The following is a 20,565-nucleotide window of genomic DNA, read 5'->3' on the forward strand; positions in this document are numbered from 1 at the left end:
CGCAAGATTTTAGCAAGTATTTATAATTAACTCAAACTTCGCACATAAATTTTAGCTATGCACCTTGAAAATTCAATATCTGGCAGTTATTCCGTTGTCAATGTTCCACTTTTATGCAGCATGCAACTGAGTTTTCAACATCACTGGAAGTGCATTCATAAATGTCTCCATCATTTCGTTGATTTTCTCATCTGATAACTCGGTATTTTCTTCAAACATTGTCCAGAACATTTGAAGTAACATTTGAAATGCCTGTATCCAAGTGATATCAGATAACTCATCAGAAAAGTATAAAAAGAGTTCGCCAAGAGACCGGCTGTCATTAGATTCCCGGCTTTCCAGCGATAACATCATGTATCGAGTAAAAACAACTGCGGTATGCACTGTCATTGCATCATAGGACAGAGAATTGCACTCTCTGCTCAGGTTAAGATAACTTTTGCATACCTTGAAGAACACCTCTATATCCCAGCGCTTTCCATAAATTCGGATGATTTCGTTTTCGGTCAGATTTATATCTGTAGAAATAAGACAGAGGTACTCCTTGCGTTTGTTGCGGTTACGGACATAAACCACTTTTGCCGGAATGATTTCACCATTCTTTACAACATCGACCATAACAGAGAGCAGATATCTTGATTTTCCGCGTCTCTTTTTATTCCTGTTGTAGATAGAAACCAAAGACATATCTTCCCCATTGTAACGAAAGAACATCTTTGGGGTTTTCTTAGCCATGCCGATTACATCATATCCAATCCCTTTTACCGCATGAAGCGTACTTGGGGATGAAAACCAGCTGTCAAAAAGAACATATTTCGCAGGAATTGCAGCTCTTTTAGCTGTATTTAAAAGTGAAAGCATGGCAGATGTTCCTTTTTCCATGGAAAGTTTTCTGCGTTTGTAGCCAAAGGTTCTTTTGTCTGCTTTTACAGCCTCATTGATACGATTTTTCTTGTTTTCTGTAGAAAGAAGGATGCTGTTTACCGGCAGGAACGTACTTCCATCTGACCATCCAAGCGTAAGCATTCGAAATCCAAAACGATATTTATGTTTTGCGTGATCATAGATTTTTGCAAGAAGCTCCACCTTTTTGGAACGGTTGCGTTCAAACATGGAATCATCAATGATAAAGACATTGGTACGATCTTTGGAATCCAGTGGAATGATAGCTTCTTTGATGATCCGGGAAGAAAGAATCGTTGTAAAACGAATCCAGTTAATCTGTATCATCTTCATGAAACGATACACCGTATCCTTTGCAAAACCAGGAGTGTTTCGACCTGTAATCAAATTCATGTACATGCTTCTGTTTGAAAAAATCAGCAGAAACAGATACTGGAAGATTTCCGTTACCGGAATCCCTTTCTTTTTGTAGGTGTTGGATACTTTCAAAGCTGAGGATATATGAAATCTTGTAAAAAATCTTTTGATAGATTTCGAAATCTGCTTATCATCTTGGGTCGCTTGTGTTATACTTTTATTCATAGCATGAGCCTCCAGTTTGTAATTGTTTCTGAACAACTCAATTATATCAAAACCAGACGGTTTCATGCTATATTTATGCCAGTTATTATTGAATTTTCAAGGTGCATAGGCACTTATTTAAGTGCGAAGTTTGAGTTTATAAAATCAAACATCCCCAGTATTAAGATGATTTCTATCAGACAGAGGAAGCATCCTGATACTGGGGATTATTTTATTGCAAAAAATTAAAGTGAAATGAACGACAATATGAGTTATAAGAAAAACCTATAACAACCACAAGGAATCTTCTATAACCAGAACAATTGACAAACCATGACCACATAGTTATAATCACAAACATAAATTAATTCCTATAAAACATATCAAAAAGATAGGAAATAAAGAAGGGAGAAAATCATATGAAAACAAATACGATTGTAAAGAACAAAAAACAGATGTGCCGCTGTTGTATGTGCTGTATGGATGAATACGGTTTTATTTTCATATGATTTATGCACCTGAGTGTTTTGCAAAGAGAAGAAGCAGGCAGTTGTGATAAACATATGACAACGACCTGCTTCTTTCTTTATGTGAACACTCTTTAGAATTAACGTATGAAAGTGTATGAGAGAAAGATGCTTAAAAGTAGAAATAGATAATTGCGAAACTCGTGAAAGAAGAGTAGGAGGAGTTTCACAATTTTCTAAAAAGTAGAAAAATGAAGAGGAGAAAACATTATGAAACAGAGTTTAGTAAAAAAATTAACAGCAGGAATTCTTACAGGAGCATTAGCAATCAGTGTAACAGCGTGCGGTGGAAATAGCGCAGATACAAATAATGCATCCACAAATGCAGACGTCAGTGCAGAAACAGAGAACAGTGGAGATGTAACCGTGATCAATGCAGTGACCGGAGGTTCGCCAAAGCCTTACATTTCCGTGGAGGAAGATGGAAGTTATTCAGGATATGATATCGAAGTATTACAGGCAGTATTTGACCGGCTTCCACAGTACAGTCTGAATTTGCAGGCCGCAGAATTTGATGCGATTTTCTCAGGACTTACCGCTGGTAATTATCAGATTGCTGTCAACAATTTCAGCTACAACGAGAAGAGAGCGGAAAGTTACTACTATTCTTTCCCATATGACGAGATCAAATATGTATTTGTTCAGAGAGCAGATGATGAACCACTCACTTCTTTACAGGATGCCGCTGACAGAGGTTACAAGATTGAGGCAGGTGCCGGAGTGAATGTCACGAATGCCATTGAAAAATGGAATGAAGAAAATCCGGAATCACAGATTGAGATTATTTACACAGAGGCAGATCTCTCGGTTGTATTTGAACATATTCAGGACGGAACAAGCGATTTCAGGGTAGATGACCTTCCAATTTACAACAGCTACATCGAAGAGTTTGGTTTTGACGGATTACAGAAAACAGAACTATCTGCTGATGAGACAGCAAAGTTTTCAACAGCACTAGATGCGTACTTCTTATTCCCGTTAAATGACGAGGGGGCAGCACTTCGGGAGGATGTTAATAAGGTATTGAAAGAGTTACAGGAGGATGGCACATTAGAAGAACTTTCACAGAAATATTTCGGGGCAGATCAGGTTCCATCCGCAGATAAATTTGAAACACCGATCAACTAAGAAGAACGAAAAGCAGGAGGCAGAAAAATGGCAGAATTTGATTATGAAGTAGTAAATGGAAGAAAGATCAGAGTCCGTCCGGTAGAGACAGTTTCAGAGGTTGATGAGAACGGATATTTTCACAGACAGCCAAATCATTTTACAACAGGATTCGGACCGGGCGAAAATCCGGTAGAAAAAGGACGTTATCGTCTGGTCTGGGCAAAGCTGTGCCACTGGTCAAACCGTGCATCCATCGTGAGGGAGCTTCTGGGGCTGGAGGATGCCATCAGTGTCAATATGGTAGAACATGCGCCTCATGAAAAAAATCTTGGCTGGGAATTTGTATATGACGAGAACAACACAGATCCGGTTTTAAACATTCAGTTTTTGAGTGAGGCATATTATAAAGCAGATGATGATTATACCGGACGAACGACAGTTCCAGCACTGATCGACGTACAGACCGGAAAAGTAGTGAACAACGATTACAACAGACTGACCAACTATTTTGAAGTAAACTTCAGGGAATTTCATGGAGAGAATGCACCGGATCTTTATCCGGAAGAACTCAGGGAAGAAATTGATAAGTTAAATATCTGGTTATTCCATAATGTAAATAATGGTGTATACAAAACAGCATTTGCCCGCTCCAAAGAGGCATTCTGGGATGCTTACAATGCATTTTATGCAGCACTTGATATTCTGGAAGAAAGGCTCGGACATCAGAGATTTTTATTTGGAGATTATGTGACAGACAGTGATGTGAGACTTTATGTGACGCTGGCAAGACTTGATATCCGCTATGCATTCCAGCTTGGCCACACAAAAAAGCGTCTCATTGATTACAAAAACCTGTGGGGATATGCAAGAGATCTTTACCAGATTCCAGCATTTAAGAACAACACGTACTTTAAAGATTTTGCAAATCCTTCCAATAAAAAAGAGGGACATCTTATGGAGACATTTAATGCAAGATTTTTAGATGAGATCAATTTTGATGCATACTGGGGAGCACCTGCAGACAGGGCACATTTAAGCAGTGATCCGGGTAACAAATTTAAAATTGGGAAGCGATAGGCAGGAGGCATATTATGGCAGAGTATATAGAAGTAAACGGCAGGCAGATCAGAGTCCGCCCGACAGAGACAGTAAGTGAAGTAGACAAATATGGCAATTTCCATAGACAGCCAAATCATTTTACAAAAGGATTCGAACCTGGGGAAAATCCGGTAGAGAAAGACCGGTACATTTTATTCTGGGCAAAAGGATGCCACTGGTCAAACCGCGCATCCATTACAAGGGAACTTCTTGGTTTACAGGATGCGATCAAAGTGGAAATTGTAGGCTGGGATGATGATGCTTACGAAAAATCTTTGGGCTGGGAATTTGTAAATTCGCCAGATCATATCAACCCGGAAACAGGAGCACAGTTTCTGAGTGAGCTTTATTACAATGCAGACCCGGAGTACACAGGCCGTGCAACAGTCCCTTCTTTTGTGGATTACAAAGAGAAAAAGGTAGTGAACAACGATTATCACAGGCTGACCAACTATCTGGAGGTTGATTTTAAGCCATTCCAAAAGCCGGATGCACCGGATCTTTACCCGGAAGAACTCAGAGAAGAGATTGACAAGTTAAACTGGTGGCTGTTTGAAAATGTTAACAATGCTGTTTACAGAGCACAGTTCGCACAATCCTTACAGGCTTTTTCGGATGCTTATGAGACATTTTTTGCAGGGTTAGATGCAATGGAAGAACGTTTAGAACAGCAGAGATTTCTGTTTGGAGATTACGTGACAGACAGTGATATCCGTTTATATGTGACACTGGCAAGATTCGATGTCGCTTATTCCAGAAACATTGGTCCATGTAAAAGGCGTCTCGTGGATTACAAGAATTTATGGGGATATGCAAGGGATTTATATCAGATTCCGGCATTTTACCACAACACGTATTTTAAAGATTTTGCAGCGAGTGTTGATCTTAGCAAGGCAGACCCGGATTACTGGGAGTCTACTTATTACGATATCGTGATTCCGGATACTGATTTTGATGCGATCTGGAAGACACCGGCCGGAAGAGAGCATTTAAGCAAAGATCCGGCAAATAAATTAAAAATTCCAAACGATTTTTATAAATCGTGGAACTAAGGGAGAAGCAAGGAGCGGAAGATGATGGAAGCAGTGCATGCAACAGAAGAATGGCAGAGAGCAGGAGTGCATTATATCAGAATACAGGCAATGTGTGTCGGGTTTGATATTCCACCCAGATACGAATTTGCGGATGACACAAAGGACAGTGAATACATTCTGGTTCACGAAAACGGATTTCCGGTGTCTACCTGCCGGGTACGGATCGATGAAGAAAATGCCGGTCATATCGAGCGTGTTGCCACATTGGAAGAGTACAGGGGAAAACATTACGGGGCACTTGGAATCAAGGCAGCGGAGCAGCTTTTGAAAGAGCGGGGTGTTACAAACATACGGATCAATTCCCGCGAGAAGGCACTTGGCTTTTATGAGAAGCTTGGATATACACCGGATTTTTCCACACGCTCCGGTGAGGGAGAATTTGTGTGCATCATGACTTCAAAAACACTGTAAATTTCTACAGACAATTGTAGTGATAAAAACAGAAAACGAACGGAGAAAAACTATGGCAAAGTTATTTGATTTTGAAGCGGTCTTGAGCCAGCTTCCGGAGATTTTAAAATATCTTCCGACAACCCTGATCCTTGCAGTCAGTTCCATGATCATTGCACTTATCATCGGAATGCTCCTGGCATTGATCAAAACAAAAAATATTCCTTTGTTAAAACAGATCGCAGGAGTGTATATCTCGCTGATCCGGGGAACACCAGTGATCGTGCAGTTGTATATTGCATACTTTGGAATCCCAATGATCACAAAATACATATACCAGCAAAATGGATGGAATTATCAGAGTTCGACAACCTCCGGTTTTGTGTATGCGATCATCGCACTTTCTATCAATGAATCAGCGTATATCGCAGAGATTTTCCGGGGAGCTTTGGCATCTGTCAATGTCGGACAGATCGAGGCTGCAAGTGCGATCGGAATGACATATTTCCAGACGTTTTGCAGAATCATTTTTCCGGAAATGCTAAGCGTGGCGCTCCCGGGACTTGGAAATTCCTTTATTGGACTGATAAAGGGAACGTCCCTTGCGTTTGTCTGTGCAGTCGTTGAGATGACAGCACAGGGAAAAATCATTGGTGGAAGAACTTACCGTTATTTTGAAGTATATGTTTCACTTGCGATCATTTACTGGGTGATCACATTTGTGATCGAGCAGGGAATCAGGCTGATTGAGAAGAAAATGCAGATTCCGGATCAAGTGGCAAAAGTAGAGATATCCGAGGATGAGAGAGGGGTATAAAAATGTTAGAGATCAAAAACCTTTCCAAAAGTTTTCATGAGAATAAAGTATTAGACCATATTAATTTAAAAATTGAAAAAGGCGATGTTGTCGGAATTATCGGCCCTTCCGGTACAGGAAAATCAACCTTATTAAGATGCATCAACCAGTTGGAGATCCCGGAGGAGGGGGAGGCTGTTTTTGGTGGAAAAACGGTCGATCTTTCCAAAAAACACAAAGACAGTCTGGAATTCCGTAAGAGCACGGGCATGGTGTTCCAGAGATTTTATCTGTTTGAGAAAAAGACAGCGTTGGAAAATGTTATGGAAGGACTTATGGTTGTTCAGAAAAAGAGCAAAGCGGATGCAAAAGCAATTGCTTTAAAAGAATTAGAGCGTGTTGGAATGGCATCATGGGCAAATCATTATCCAAAACATTTGTCCGGAGGACAGCAGCAGCGTGTTGCAATTGCCAGAGCACTGGCTCTAAAACCGGAATTACTCCTGCTCGACGAGCCGACTTCAGCCTTAGACCCGGAGCTTGTCGGTGAAGTACTTGAGACGATCAAAAATGTTGCGGCAGAAGGACACACAATGCTCTTAGTATCTCACGAAATGAACTTTGTAAGGCATGTTGCCAATAAAGTGATATTTTTAGATGGCGGTCATGTCGTGGAGTATGGAACGCCGAAGGAAGTATTTACCAATCCACAGAATGAACGGACAAAAGAATTCCTGAGAAAAATGCAACTGCTGAATGAACCGGAATATGTAATATAATGAGCAGTGTTCATAATGTGAGGAATAAATTTGACTGCTTGCAGGCAATAATTTATTCCTTATATTATGAAGAGGGCGAATGCCCGGCTGCACTGCGGATTAAATTGTAGATTTTTCTGGCGTGCACTGCGGAGTAGATTAAATTCAAATCAAACTAAATTAAATGCAGATTAAATAAATCGAAAAGAGGTACCTCATCATGGCATGGAAACAGAACATCATAGAAGATTTTAAACAACTGGTATCCTTTGATTCCATCAGTTTTCATGAGCGGAAGAGCGCAGACTGGCTGTTTGCCAGACTAAAAAGCATGGGATTTTCTGTGGAGGAAGATCAGGCAGGTTCTCATTACGGTGGCGACACCGGAAATATTTTTGCCGTTCTGGACGGAGAATTAGACGGAGATCCGGTTATTTTTTGCGCACATATGGATGTTGTAGAACCGGGAAGCGGAAAAAAATCTGTTCTGGAAAAAGACGGAACAATACATTCTGCCGGGGATACTGTGCTTGGTGCAGACGACATCAGTGGTATTCTGGAAATCCTCTATGGTGTACAACTTGTTCTTGACAGTGGAAAACCTCATAAAAAAATTGAAATTCTGTTTACAATTGGTGAGGAATTATATGTCAAAGGTTCGGATGTTTTTGACTATTCGAAAGTAACCGCAAAACAGGCGTATGTGCTTGATCTGTCCGGGGCGGTTGGAACCGCTGCAAGACGTGCGCCGTCTATCATTTCCGTGAGAGCTGAGATAAAAGGAAAAGCGGCTCACGCCGGATTTGAACCGGAGCGTGGAATCCATGCGATCGCAGTGGCGGCAGAAGCAGTGACACGTCTGTCCATGGGACATGTGGATGAGGACACAACGTTTAATATTGGAACGATAAACGGTGGAACTGCCACAAATATTGTGCCGGATAGCTGTGTGGTGACAGGTGAAATCCGAAGCTATGACCACAGCAAAGCTTTAGAATATGTAAAAAATACGGAAAAAATTTTTGCAGAGGAAGCAGACAAAGCAGGAGCCACTGCAGAGGTAACACATCAGGTACATCTTGTGGCATATGAGACACCAGTAGAAAGCAGGACAGTAAAAGATTTTCTGAAAGCATGCGAAAAGACCAGACTTCCGGGAACATTGACGGAAACGTTCGGTGGAAGTGACAATAACAGCTTTGCAAAACATGGAATCGAAGGACTTGTGTTATCCTGTGGAATGTATCAGGCACATTCCACAAATGAATATACGAAAATAAAAGACTTATATGACGGAGCGGAACTGATCCGTACTCTGATTGAATTATAAAGTGGCAGAGAATCATTATTTTTTTGCAGGAGGAGCTTAGTCCTCCTCAAAAATAAGATAATTGTTTTTGCCACTGTTTTTTACTGCATACAAAGCTTTATCCGCTTTGGAAATCAGGATATCCTTTCTGCTGTCGGCATCTGTCCGGCAGATGGCATAGCCCTGGGACAGTGTGACGGTAAGCCCGCTGTCTGTGATGTCTTCGGATTCGTCTAAATTAAAGTGCTGTTTAATATTTTCAGCAATATCTCTGACAGAATCATAATCCGTTATGTTTAACAGCACAAGAAATTCATCTCCACCAAAACGGTAAACACTTCCGGCTTTTCCAACACAGGACTTCAAGACCGAGGCAGTGAGCCTCAGACAATGGTCGCCATGCATGTGTCCATATAAGTCGTTATGAGTCTTAAAATGGTCAATATCAATGACTGCAAGACAGATTTTTTCCTGTCTGGCAATGGCATACTCTAAGTGGGCAGCAAGATTTTCTTCTAAAAGAAAGCGGTTTCCAAGTCCGGTCAGTGCATCAATCTTAGACTGGTGTTCTGCAGCCCGGCGTTCGGTTTCCTTTTGCTGGAGCAGGATTTTCTGGGTAAAAGCCTCTGTACGTTCCTTTAACCGTTCCTGTTTCTGCTTCATAAAAAGCTCTGTATACCGGATACAGGAATCCTGATAACCGGCATAATCATGAATACTGTGGTAATAGTCCATCTCAAATTCGCAGAGCAGAAGCTCATAATACAGGGTGTTCTGCTCGGAGGCATATTGTCTGAAATAGTCAATAACCTGTTTGAAATGTGTGTGATCGTTCATATTCTTAAGCAGGAAGATCAGTTCACGGATGATCTGCACGAAATCATTTGGCTCAATGAGGTGCAGTTGTCCGATCAGGCTGTCTAAATGCTCTAACACATAATCTCTGCGTCCGGTGTACCAGTACAGGTGACACTTTATAATAAGCAGGGAAATGCCGATGGAGTCTGTCATATCTTCCTCGGTGAGCAGGGATTCGCAGCGTTCCAGAAACTCTCCGCCAAGCTCAAAATTCATCTGGTGGTTGCTTGAGATCATCAGATTCAGGCTGTTTACAAGGCACCAGCCGTGATATCGGGGATCTGCCTTGCAGGCTTCCATTGAAAGTGCATTCTCAGCCTTTAAAAAGTATTCGATAGCCGTTTTGTGGTCATTTGCTTCCTGATAACGGCTTCCGAGATTGATATAAAATAAAGGAAAAAGTGCGTCGATCTGATGCTCCAGGCAGCAGGAAAGTCCTCTCAGATAGCAGTCAACAGCCGACATTTCATTTCCAGCAGCCACATAGGAAACACCCATAAGATTCTGTGCTGTTGCGTAAATATAATAGTCGTGTTCTGCTTCTGCAAGGTCTGAAACGGTCTGTGCTGACAGGATCGCATCTGTTAATTTCCGTTTGTTTAAAAGAGCGACAGTGTCATCTATCATTTTCTGTAAGGGATTTTTTGCTTCATTATTCATAATATTATCCTCTGGTCTGACCTGGTATTGCCAAAATAGTGTGCGGATCAATTGCACAAATGTATTGAAAATTCATTCTGTACCATCGAGTTGAAAATGAACGTGTCAGTACACTTGTAGAACAGATATTTTTTTTTGATTATAATTCTATTCGAAAAATGCGTCAACCTTGGATTTTCAGTTATTTCGTATATAGATATCTCATGCATCTTATGGTATCATGTAGTAATAAACGAGAAGAAAAATTCTCATATAAGCATCACAGGAGATGCAGGTGGAGGTAGCACTTATGGAAAAGAAAAAAGAGAAGAATTACAGGCTCAGTCTGGTGATTTCAATTCTGATTGCAGCATGTCTGTTTGTGGCAGATCTGTATATAATGATTAATATGCCACAGAATGTTCTGGCACTTGTAGCAGTGAACGTTCTGTTTTTAGCTGCGATATATTATGTGATAGATGCTGTGACAAGGCAGATAAGCGCAGCCGCAGAACGCAAGGAAGAACAATACGACAGTATTTTTAAATCAGAAAAAGCGTCTTATCTTTTATTGAGGAAAACATTTGATGATCTGTATGAACTCATTGAAAAAGGAAACCAGTCCCGGAAAGCAAATGTGGAGGATATTATCCACGCACAGAAAGCAGTAGCAAAGGTTTCCATTGGAAGAAGTAAAGAGAATGCAGATGCACTGATGAATTCCAATGACCACATCATGGAAAAGATTTCGATGTTAGAGGCTGTTTTATCAGACAATGTTTCACATCCGGCACCGGAAACTAATAAAAATGACAGCGCATATGCACAGAATATTTTAGACAATCAGAATAAAATATTACAGCAGCTGGAAGTTTTGCAGAATACATTGAATACGATCGGAGCTGATGCAAAGATAGCAGCAGAGTCTGCAAAACAGAACTTTTTTACCGAGGAACGTATCTTGGCAGAAGAGAATAAAATTGAAAAAGAAGAACCACAGGTTCAGGGAGCCGCAGTTGAGGAGATCCCATCGGCTGCTGGAGAAGCAACTGTGATGGAAGAGACACCAATCGAAGAAGTTCCATCTGATATGGAGGAAACACCGATTGAAGAAGAACCATCCGTGATGGAGGAGACACCGATTGAAGAAGAACCGTCTGCAATGGAGGAGACACCGATCGAAGAAGAACCATCCGTGATGGAGGAGACACCGATCGAAGAAGAACCGTCCGTGATGAAGGAGACACCGATTGAAGAAGAACCGTCCGTGATGAAGGAGACACCGATTGAAGAAGAACCGTCCGTGATGGAGGAGACACCGATCGAGGAAGTTCCATCTGATATGGAGGAACCATCAATTGGTAAAGAAGAAGTTTCTTCTCCGGAGGAAGATTTATCCAAGTATGATGATATAATGGTAGATACTTTGACGGATTCGGATGATAATGTTCCGGTCGAGAAGATTCCATTGGAAGATGAAACTGTTGTAGATGATGAGCCGGCAATGCCTGATCTGTCAGATCCGAATAAGGTTATGACACCGGATGAGATCGCAGCATTGATTGCAAACTTATAATAGAAGAAAGACTTCGGTGTAAAGTAAAAAATAATATTTAAGAGAATAAAAAATCTGTCATACAAATGCAATTTTTGTATGGCAGATTTTTTGTGTAACAGGAAAAACGTTCCGGATCATTATTCGGCAGTGATTTTTACGATTTCTTTGATAACCGAAACAGCGGTATCCATACCTTCTACACTGATATGTTCAAATGGTCCGTGGAAACCATAGCCGCCGGTTCCGAGGTTCGGACAAGGAAGTCCCATAAAACTTAATCTGGCACCGTCTGTACCACCGCGGACTGGGCGGGAGACCGGTTCCAGACCAACGTTTTTGATTGCTTTTTTTGCAATTGCAACGACATATTCATTCTTTTCAATGACTTCCAGCATATTGCTATAGGAATGCTGAATGTTCAATTTTACAGTGTCTGCGTGATATTTTTCATTCATTTTTTTCTCAATGCCACGCAGGGTATCAAGACGTTTTTCAAAAGTGGCTTTGTCATGGTCGCGCACGATATAATTCACTTTGGCGTGGGCGATGTCTCCGCTAAAATCAGTCAGATGATAAAATCCCTCTCTGCCTTCGGTATGGGCAGGAGTCTCATTTTCAGGAAGAAGAGATGCAATCTCACAGCCGGCAAGGGCAGCGTTGATCATAATATCTTTTGCCTCTCCAGGGTGGACATTGACGCCTTTGATCTCAAAAGAAGCACTTGCCGCATTGAAGTTTTCATAGGCAACTTCGCCCTCGTAGTCGCCGTCAACGGTGTAGGCAAATTTGGCTTTAAAATAGTCAAGGTCAAATAAATCAGCACCGCTTCCGACTTCTTCGTCCGGTGTGAAGCCGATCCAGATGTCGCCGTGAGGTATTTTTTCTGTGATGATCTGTTCCACTGCCGTCATGATCTCGGCAACTCCGGCTTTATCGTCAGCGCCGAGCAGGGTTGTTCCATCTGTAGTGATCAGTGTGCGGCCTTTTAATGTTTTAAGTGTAGGGAAATTGGATACTTTCAGATAAGTGCCGCTTCCTTTTAAAAGAACATCATTGCCGTCATAATCCGGAATGATCTGTGGTTTGACATCTTTTCCGGAAAAATCAGGAGCAGTGTCCATATGGGAAATAAAACCGACAGCAGGCTTGTCAGCATATCCTTTCGTTGCCGGCAGCAGTCCGTAAACATAGCAGTGATCGGTTAAAGTGACTTTCTCTAAACCGAGATCGCGCAATTCCTGTTCTAACACTTTTCCTAACTCAAACTGTCTTTCCGAAGATGGAATCTGTCGGCATTCCTCGTCAGAAGTTGTCCAGTAAGAGACATATTTTAATAATCGTTCTTCAACACGCATGTGAAACCTCCTTATAAAATGGTGCCGTATTTATTTTGATATAAAATCAAGCCGGACACACATAGTTATAAAATACCATAAAATAGTGAAATGCGAAATAAATTTATAAAAAAATAGTTGCATTTCTAAAAAAAGTATTATATAATAACATTCGTCGCTGAAAGACATGCGCCACTAGCTCAGCTGGCAGAGCACCTGACTCTTAATCAGGGTGTCCAGGGTTCGAACCCCTGGTGGCGCATTACGAAGTATCGGTTTTATAGCATAGGCTATGGGGTCGGTGCTTTTTTTATGTTTGAATTCAAATTTAAAATTTTGAAGAAAATCACAAAAAGTTCACAAAAAATTAGCACTCAACACTTGACAGTGCTAACGAACAGGTGTATAACGTAGTCAGAACAAAGGAAGAGGGAACAAAAGAGAAAGAAAGATTCCCCGAGTTCCCTAATCTGTTAGTTCCAAAGAAACAAGGTTAATGAGCATACGAATATCCACAAAAAAGTGGACAGATAGAAAAGGAGAGATGACTTATGTTGATGCCTAGTATTTTTGGAGAGAGTTTATTTGATGATTTTGACAATTTAATGAATTTTTCATTCCCGGATGTTGATAAAACATTGTATGGCAAACATGCAAAGAATATGATGAAGACAGATGTTAAGGAGAAAGATAATGGCTATGAAGTAGCAATTGATCTTCCGGGATTCAAGAAAGATGAGCTTCATCTTGAGTTGAATGATGGATACCTGACTATCAGTGCCGAGAAGGGACTCGATAAGGATGAGAAGGATAAGAATGACAAATACATCAGACGTGAACGTTATGCAGGCAGCATGAGCCGAAGCTTTTATGTTGGTGAGAACATGAAAGAGGAAGATATCCATGCGAAATACGAAAACGGTATCCTGACCTTGGACGTTCCGAAAGAACAGAAGAAAGCTGTTCCGGAAAAACGTTACATTGCAATTGAAGGATAAATAGAATGCCCGGTATCAATGGTGTAAAACCATTGGTATCGGGCGTTTTTTCTATCTCGATGCGATCAATTTACAGATCGGATTTCCCTTGAAAGAAAATTTTTCTTCGTATTCCGTCATGACATTGCCTTCATTTAAGACGGCATCATGGTGAAGATCTCTGGTGGAAGCGTCTAATTTCCATCCGGCTTCCGGCACTTCCTCTAAAGAGAAGGTGAAAAGATCCTGATTATCAGTTTTAAATTCAAGGTGTCCATCTTTTTTCAAAATCTGGTCATAACGCGCAAAAAATTGTCTCGAAGTAAGACGTCTCTTCGCATGGCGGTCCTTCGGCCACGGATCGGAGAAGTTTAAGTAAATGCGGTCTACCTCGTCTTTGGCAAACACTTCTGCAATATCGGCGGCATCCATACAGATGAATTTAATATTTGGCAGCGGATTTAACTCCATTTTCTGTAAGGCACGTAAAAGCACGCTTGAATAACGTTCAATACCGATGTAATTAATGTCCGGGTGCAAGGCAGCCATGTCCATGATAAAACGGCCTTTTCCCATCCCGATTTCGATATGAAGCGGCTGCACTTTGTCAAAACAGTCCTGCCAGTGTCCTTTCTGCTCCTCTGGATTTTTGATGCAGTATTCACTGTTTAAAATAGCTTCCTCTGCGCCTGGAATATTTCTTAATCTCATAAAACAACCTCTCTATATTATGTAAACTATAAATTTTCCCCTGAAATATATTTTCAGCAATCCGCGCAGCAAAGGCGCAAACCGTGAAACAATCGTTTATATTCTACAATAAGAAAACACCAATTTTCAAGTGTGCATTTGCAGATTCAGATGATAAAATCATGAAAAGTTGTTGCATGTATTTTTTTCAACGATTATACTAATAATGTTCATATGATATAGATAGATTATTGGAGTTTTTATGATGTTGAAAAATAGATGGAAAAAGGCGACATGCCTGATCCTTACGATTATATCTGCTGTCTGTCTTGGAAAAGTGGACGTCAAGGCGGCAGACTACTGGCCGGATGCGCCGGAGACACTCTCACCGGGTGTTATTTTGATGGAAGAGTCCACAGGCACGATCCTTTATGAAAAAAATAGTGATGAAGCACACTACCCGGCGAGTATCACCAAGATCATGACCACGCTGCTGGCGTTGGAAAATGGTAATCTGAGTGACATGGTCACTTTTTCGGATGATGCGATCAACAACACGGAAGGATCGGGAATTGCCAGAGATTACGGCGAGCAGATGACCTTAGAGCAGTGTCTTTATGGTGTCATGTTAGAGTCGGCAAATGAATGTGCCTATGCTGTCGCAGAACATGTGGGCGGCACGGTAGAAAATTTTGTGGACATGATGAATGCCAAAGCAAAAGAATTAGGCTGTACCAACACACATTTTGCCAATCCGCACGGCTTACAGGATGAAAATCATTACACGACCGCACATGATATGGCGTTGATCGCGCAGGCGGCTTATCAGAATGAAACGTTTCGTATTATTATCGGAACGAAGATGTATACAATCCCTCCAACCAATAAGCATGCGGAGGAGACGGTGTTAAGGAATCATCACGATATGCTGTGCACCTACCACAATGCGAACCGTAAGTATTTATATCCGTACTGTGTCGGCGGAAAGACCGGATACACGGCGACTGCAAACAGCACGCTTGTGACTTACGCGGAAAAAGATGGTATGACACTGATCTGTGTGGTAATGGACACACAGTCACCGAATCAGTTTATTGATACGGTAAATTTATTTGATTATGCATTTGACAATTTTCAGGTGCTGAATGTAGCGGAAAATGATACGGATTACAGCGCAGAGACAACGGTGGATAATGGTAATCTGGACAATATTGCGCCATTTGTGGAGCTTGATAAAGAGGCCGTCATTGTTCTGCCGAAAACAGCAGAATTTTCAGACACCTCATCTTCCGTGGAATATAATGACAGCGACCCGGAGATTGCAGGGAGCATCACGTATACTTATGCGGGAAGAAATGTAGGAAAAGCAGATATTAAGACAACCGGCGTGGTCGTAGAAGGCTACGCATTTGACAATGAGTCGACCGAGGAGGAGGAACAGGAAGCAGTCTCCACGGTGCAGGTGAAACCGATTGTTGTGGTTTTACTCATTGTTGCAGTGATTTTGCTTGGTGTACTTTTATTTTTCTTAAAACGTTTTTACGATAATTACTATATTATCAAACACAACAGAGCCGTTCGTAGAGACAGAAAAGATCAGAAACGAAGAATCAGAAAAAAACGTAGAAGACGCAGAAGATGGAGATAAAGCATGTCGGAGTCATATGCAGTCAGTGAAAAAAGAGAGTTGCTGTTAGACAAAGTAAAGAAGTTTATTCTGGATAATGGCGGAATTGTAAAAAAGAGCCAGCTTGCCGGGCTGGGGATCGATTATCGCAGGATCCTTGATTTTGTGGAAAAGGGGGACATTCTGCGCATAAAAAGCGGTTATTATGCAGTTCATCTCAGTGATTTTACAGAGGAGGAGCTTGTGGCAAAGCTGTTTTCGGACTGCGTGCTGAATCTGGAGAATGCGTTATATGCGTATGGCTATATCAAAAACAAACCATATGGCTGGCGGCTTGCGGTGGATAAGAATACTTCCAAATCACGGTTTAAAATGGATTATCCGAAGATCATTCCGATGTATGCAGAGCCGGATACTTTGGAGCTTGGAGTGACAGAAATACAGCTTTCCAATGTGACAGTCCGGATTTTTGAAAAGGAAAGACTGATCTGTGAATGCTTAAAATACGAAGACAAGATGGATCGGGAAAGATTCAAAGAAGGACTGATGGCTTACATAAAAGATCCGAAGAAGGATATTGCAAAACTGATGTATTATGCAAAAGAGCGTAAAGTTGTGAAAAAAGTTCAGAATATGATTGGAGTCTGGCTTTAAATGGAACAGAACCTACTTACGAAGAAGAAGTTAAAAGAAAAAAGCATAGAGTATCAAATCCCATTTGCAGATCTGCTGGAAGGATTTTTGCAGGAAACACTGATGTTCCAAATTCTGGAAACCGATTTTGCAAAGCGGTTATGGCTGAAAAACCGTGAGGCTTTTGACCTCGACAGTTATCGAAAGGAGTGGCAGAAGCCACTTTATTTTGTATACGGGCAGGATGATGGGAAAGAACAGCAGGTATTGGACGAAAAGTGGATCACTGATTTTGCAGAGGCGATCTGCGCGAAACGGGAATATCATATCCGCTGGAATTATTCTGTGGAAAAAGAGGAACAGGACTATCTGGTTTACATAACTGGAAAATGGGAAGAAATGAAGGTTCCGCTTACCATCCGTATCAGTCCATTGGTATATGATGCAGCAAAGCCGGAAAAACAGGAGCTGCAGTCTGTATTTTTTGAGAAGAAATGTGCAGCGTATCAACATTTTCCGGTTGAAACATATCTGGCAGAACAACTTTTTACAATCCTCAAATATCTGGAACTGATTCCTTCTATGGAGGTATATGATACAACATTTCGTCTGCTGAAGCAGGAAACTGTCGATGGACGGCATATTTACGAGACACTCTCTTTTTTCTGCGAAAAAGAGGAAGTGATTCCACAGGAAAAAAGGATTGAAATGCTGGCATCGTATGAAACCTACACCTATATGAAAAAACGGTGGGAAAAATATATAAGGAAGCAGGGAACAGAGGATGTTTCCTGGGAAACAGTATTGCATCGGATCATGGCTTTTTTAAGTCCTGTCTGGAATGCAATGTGCAGAGACGAGGTGTTCTTTGGAGACTGGATGCCGGATCTGGAACGATATTTATAAGAGGCTGCCCACAGGCAGCCTTTATTTCTGGTTTTATTGTCTGCCCAGATATTCCCAGAGGAATGTGACAATATTTTTGGTTTGTTCAGATCAAAGACCGGAAGGGAAGTCTCTGCATGATATGGAAAATCAGCAAATACAGCGATCAGATCTTTTTCGTCAGATAACGGTGTTTCCGACCAGTATTTCCGCAGGATTTCAATTTTATTCGGCGCATCTGCTCCAAAATTTTCCGTCAGAACAAGGTCGGCACCGGAGAGCGACGAGGAGAGATTTTCCAGAGTCGGCTCAAAAAAGACGTTTTTGAATACGACAGAGGAATCTTCTTTGATGAGGTGAACGACTTTTAACCCCTCACGCTCTAATAAAGGAAGCAGCCGCTCAATGAGAGGTGTCATGATCGTTCCCGGTTTTGCCACAAAGGAGATCACCGGAGTTGTATGCAAAAATAAATCTCTGGTGTCTTTGAAATATTCGATCAGCGCCTGGGAAGAATCTGGCGGTACAATTCCGCTTAAAATACGAAGCGCATGATAATAATTGTCTCTGGTGTCCAGATTATAGTACTGGATATCGATCGGTGTCGGTGCAGCCTCGGCGATCGCAGCCTCAGTCACGTATCTGGTGCTGCACTTTTCCCGCAGCGTGTTGAACGTGAGCTGGTGGAGCAGAAGACATTTTCCGATGGTTGTAATGCAATTTTTGGAGTAGGCAGCAGTTGCAGTTTCGAGATAGGAAGCCTTTCCCTCAAGCGTGCAGATATCGGCGTCACCGAGCTCTGAGAGCAGGGCAAGTCCTGTTTTCGGTTCCAGAAACGGAGTGTCTACAGACATAAAAAATGCGCATTCCTCATCGATCATGGATAAGCCGGAAAAAATGCCGGACATTGGTCCCTGATTCGGATAGATATCCGGGATTTCAGTTACGGGAAGCTTCAGATGGGAGTAATCCCCCTTTATTTTTACCGAGAGATAAATCCTGGAAAAATACGGCTGAAATTTTCTGACAAGATATTCAATTAAACAGGTGTCCCCAAAAGGAAGAAGAGCCTTATCGGTTCCCATCCGTGTGCTGTTTCCGCCACAGAGGATCACAAGCGCATTTTTCATACTATACCTCCGGAATGTTATTGTTTGATCCGCAATCTAAAATACTATAGCATAGGAAATACTTTTTTTTCTAAGAGTAATGAGTGGATGGTAATGCAAGTCATTGCTGAATCTGTGGGGAAAGTGTGTTATACTAAGGTATATCAGTATGTATCTGGTATTATATACTGATATGGATATCGAACATCAGGAGCAGGTTTACATGAAGTATTTGATAGATGATTTAGAGGAATATGCACAGTCGGACTATTATCCGTTCCATATGCCGGGACACAAAAGAAAAAGTCTGTCGTTTCCCAATCCGTATGAGATTGATATCACGGAGATTGACGGATTTGACAATCTGCATCATGCGACCGGTATGATAAAGGAAGCCGAAGTGCGCGGAGCAGAGCTTTACCATTCAAAACGGTGCTTTTTTCTTGTAAATGGAAGTACCTGTGGCTTGCTGGCTGCCATCAGTGCTGCCACAAGGCGTGGAGACAAGGTATTAGTCGCAAGAAATTGTCACAAAGCGGTATATCATGCATTATATATGAATGAATTACAGGCAGAATATCTGTATCCTTCCATCACAAAAAATGGAATCCAGGGACAGATCACGGTAGAGCAGGTGCAGGAATCGTTATATGAAAATCCTGACGCAGTGGCAGTGATTCTCACTTCCCCGACGTATGAGGGAATTGTGTCAGACGTGGCGAAGATTGCAGAGGTGTGCCATGAACATGGGATTCCGCTTATCGTGGATGAAGCACACGGAGCGCATTTTGGATTCGGAGGCGGTTTCCCGGAAAATGCAGTAAAACTTGGTGCGGACGCAGTGATTATGAGTTTACATAAGACATTACCGTCGTTTACCCAGACAGCGCTGCTGCATTTGGCGTCTGATCTCATTGATGAGAAGCGGGTGGAGCGGTATCTGTCCATTTACGAGACGAGTTCACCATCCTATATTTTTATGGCGGGAATGGATTCGTGTATCCGGCTGATTGCAGAACATGGGCAGCAGCTTTTTGCAGATTACAGAAAACGTCTGACAGCTTTTTATGAGAAAACAGCCGATTTAAAATACCTGCATGTCATGCAGAATGAAGATTTGAGTATTGAGGAAGCATTTGACTGGGACGATTCCAAACTGGTCATTTTTGCCGAGAGAGCTGGGATGACAGGGGATGAACTGCATCAGATTCTTTTGAAAAAATACCATTTACAGATGGAGATGGTTTCCGGTTATTATGTGCTGGGAATGACAAGTCTGATGGACGAGGACGAGGGATTGGAGCGTCTGGCAGGCGCACTGCATGAGATCGATGCAAAGATGCAGGAGGACATTTCAAAAGGAAGCAAAAATTTGAATCATCTGCCAGATGATGGGATGTATCATTCCTTTATTGAGAAAATATATCAGAAATATCCGCGTGAAATGCAGATTTATCAGGCGGAGGAGCTTCCTTATAAAGAAGTAACGTTAGAGGAAGCAGTCGGAAATATGTCTGCGGACACGATTTATCTGTATCCGCCGGGAATTCCGATGATCGTTCCGGGAGAGATTATCACGAAGCGTCTGGCAGATAATATTGAGGAATGCTTATCACTTGGACTGCGAATAGAAGGTAGTTCTGATGTGCAGGAAAAAATTCTAAAGATTGTATATTTTTAAAGACTATATTATACTAAATGAGGCAGGA

The 20,565-nt window shown here is 41.6% G+C and carries 17 protein-coding genes and 1 tRNA gene; 13 read left to right on the forward strand and 5 right to left on the reverse strand.

Annotation, left to right across the window (positions count from 1 at the left end):
* Positions 1-111: 111 nt before the first annotated feature.
* Complete coding sequence (locus tag ROSEINA2194_RS18710) at positions 112-1,485, reverse strand: IS4 family transposase (protein ID WP_044928915.1); 1,374 nt, start codon at positions 1,483-1,485, stop codon at positions 112-114.
* Positions 1,486-2,201: 716 nt separating this feature from the next.
* On the opposite strand from ROSEINA2194_RS18710, the gene ROSEINA2194_RS18715 reads away from it, so the two are divergent.
* The 7 genes from ROSEINA2194_RS18715 (at position 2,202) to ROSEINA2194_RS18745 (ending at position 8,567) form a co-directional block, all read left to right on the forward strand.
* Positions 2,202-3,119 (forward strand): transporter substrate-binding domain-containing protein, encoded by a 918-nt coding sequence (locus ROSEINA2194_RS18715; protein WP_007890478.1) that lies wholly within the window; start codon positions 2,202-2,204, stop codon positions 3,117-3,119.
* Between the two features lie 27 nt (positions 3,120-3,146).
* The gene (locus ROSEINA2194_RS18720; protein ID WP_007890479.1) at positions 3,147-4,178 is read left to right on the forward strand and encodes a glutathione S-transferase C-terminal domain-containing protein; all 1,032 of its coding nucleotides are present in this window, start codon (positions 3,147-3,149) and stop codon (positions 4,176-4,178) included.
* A gap of 14 nt (positions 4,179-4,192) precedes the next feature.
* Positions 4,193-5,251 (forward strand): glutathione S-transferase C-terminal domain-containing protein, encoded by a 1,059-nt coding sequence (locus tag ROSEINA2194_RS18725; RefSeq protein ID WP_007890480.1) that lies wholly within the window; start codon positions 4,193-4,195, stop codon positions 5,249-5,251.
* A 21-nt stretch (positions 5,252-5,272) separates the two neighbouring features.
* Positions 5,273-5,704 (forward strand): GNAT family N-acetyltransferase, encoded by a 432-nt coding sequence (locus ROSEINA2194_RS18730; protein ID WP_007890481.1) that lies wholly within the window; start codon positions 5,273-5,275, stop codon positions 5,702-5,704.
* A gap of 52 nt (positions 5,705-5,756) precedes the next feature.
* Positions 5,757-6,500, forward strand: coding sequence for an amino acid ABC transporter permease (locus ROSEINA2194_RS18735; protein WP_007890482.1), 744 nt, complete (start codon positions 5,757-5,759; stop codon positions 6,498-6,500).
* 2 nt (positions 6,501-6,502) lie between these two features.
* Positions 6,503-7,258 carry an amino acid ABC transporter ATP-binding protein gene (locus ROSEINA2194_RS18740; protein ID WP_007890483.1) on the forward strand — a complete coding sequence of 252 codons (756 nt, stop codon included), beginning with the start codon at positions 6,503-6,505 and terminating at the stop codon, positions 7,256-7,258.
* 199 nt (positions 7,259-7,457) lie between these two features.
* Positions 7,458-8,567, forward strand: a complete 1,110-nt coding sequence (locus ROSEINA2194_RS18745) for a M20/M25/M40 family metallo-hydrolase (RefSeq protein WP_007890484.1) — start codon at positions 7,458-7,460, stop codon at positions 8,565-8,567.
* 36 nt (positions 8,568-8,603) lie between these two features.
* Here ROSEINA2194_RS18745 and ROSEINA2194_RS18750 read toward each other — a convergent pair whose 3' ends face one another.
* A complete protein-coding gene (locus tag ROSEINA2194_RS18750) occupies positions 8,604-10,064 on the reverse strand; it encodes a tetratricopeptide repeat-containing diguanylate cyclase (protein WP_049888009.1) in 1,461 nt (486 codons plus the stop codon).
* Between the two features lie 289 nt (positions 10,065-10,353).
* Between ROSEINA2194_RS18750 and ROSEINA2194_RS18755 the strand changes: the two genes are divergently transcribed.
* Positions 10,354-11,619 carry a hypothetical protein gene (locus tag ROSEINA2194_RS18755; protein WP_172727177.1) on the forward strand — a complete coding sequence of 422 codons (1,266 nt, stop codon included), beginning with the start codon at positions 10,354-10,356 and terminating at the stop codon, positions 11,617-11,619.
* 119 nt (positions 11,620-11,738) lie between these two features.
* Here the strand turns inward: ROSEINA2194_RS18755 and pepT are convergent, their stop codons facing one another.
* Complete coding sequence (gene pepT, locus ROSEINA2194_RS18760) at positions 11,739-12,956, reverse strand: peptidase T (RefSeq protein ID WP_007890487.1); 1,218 nt, start codon at positions 12,954-12,956, stop codon at positions 11,739-11,741.
* A 168-nt stretch (positions 12,957-13,124) separates the two neighbouring features.
* Here pepT and ROSEINA2194_RS18765 point away from each other — a divergent pair.
* Together ROSEINA2194_RS18765 and ROSEINA2194_RS18770 are read left to right on the forward strand one after the other, a co-directional pair.
* A tRNA-Lys gene (locus tag ROSEINA2194_RS18765) sits at positions 13,125-13,197 on the forward strand.
* Between the two features lie 289 nt (positions 13,198-13,486).
* Positions 13,487-13,933, forward strand: a complete 447-nt coding sequence (locus ROSEINA2194_RS18770; RefSeq protein WP_007890488.1) for an Hsp20/alpha crystallin family protein — start codon at positions 13,487-13,489, stop codon at positions 13,931-13,933.
* Positions 13,934-13,984: 51 nt separating this feature from the next.
* Here ROSEINA2194_RS18770 and trmB read toward each other — a convergent pair whose 3' ends face one another.
* Positions 13,985-14,623, reverse strand: a complete 639-nt coding sequence (trmB, locus tag ROSEINA2194_RS18775; RefSeq protein ID WP_007890489.1) for a tRNA (guanosine(46)-N7)-methyltransferase TrmB — start codon at positions 14,621-14,623, stop codon at positions 13,985-13,987.
* Positions 14,624-14,864: 241 nt separating this feature from the next.
* On the opposite strand from trmB, the gene ROSEINA2194_RS18780 reads away from it, so the two are divergent.
* Together ROSEINA2194_RS18780 and ROSEINA2194_RS18785 are read left to right on the forward strand one after the other, a co-directional pair.
* The gene (locus ROSEINA2194_RS18780) at positions 14,865-16,250 is read left to right on the forward strand and encodes a D-alanyl-D-alanine carboxypeptidase family protein (RefSeq protein ID WP_007890491.1); all 1,386 of its coding nucleotides are present in this window, start codon (positions 14,865-14,867) and stop codon (positions 16,248-16,250) included.
* Positions 16,251-16,253: 3 nt separating this feature from the next.
* Complete coding sequence (locus tag ROSEINA2194_RS18785) at positions 16,254-16,883, forward strand: type IV toxin-antitoxin system AbiEi family antitoxin domain-containing protein (RefSeq protein WP_007890492.1); 630 nt, start codon at positions 16,254-16,256, stop codon at positions 16,881-16,883.
* Between the two features lie 713 nt (positions 16,884-17,596).
* Here ROSEINA2194_RS18785 and ROSEINA2194_RS20750 read toward each other — a convergent pair.
* A complete protein-coding gene (locus ROSEINA2194_RS20750) occupies positions 17,597-18,877 on the reverse strand; it encodes an NTP transferase domain-containing protein (RefSeq protein ID WP_007890494.1) in 1,281 nt (426 codons plus the stop codon).
* Positions 18,878-19,079: 202 nt separating this feature from the next.
* Here ROSEINA2194_RS20750 and ROSEINA2194_RS18800 point away from each other — a divergent pair, with 202 nt between their 5' ends.
* Positions 19,080-20,537 carry an aminotransferase class I/II-fold pyridoxal phosphate-dependent enzyme gene (locus tag ROSEINA2194_RS18800; RefSeq protein ID WP_044928990.1) on the forward strand — a complete coding sequence of 486 codons (1,458 nt, stop codon included), beginning with the start codon at positions 19,080-19,082 and terminating at the stop codon, positions 20,535-20,537.
* The last annotated feature ends 28 nt before the right edge of the window (positions 20,538-20,565 follow it).

The sequence above is a fragment of the Roseburia inulinivorans DSM 16841 genome (assembly GCF_000174195.1).
GTDB lineage: Bacteria > Bacillota > Clostridia > Lachnospirales > Lachnospiraceae > Roseburia > Roseburia inulinivorans.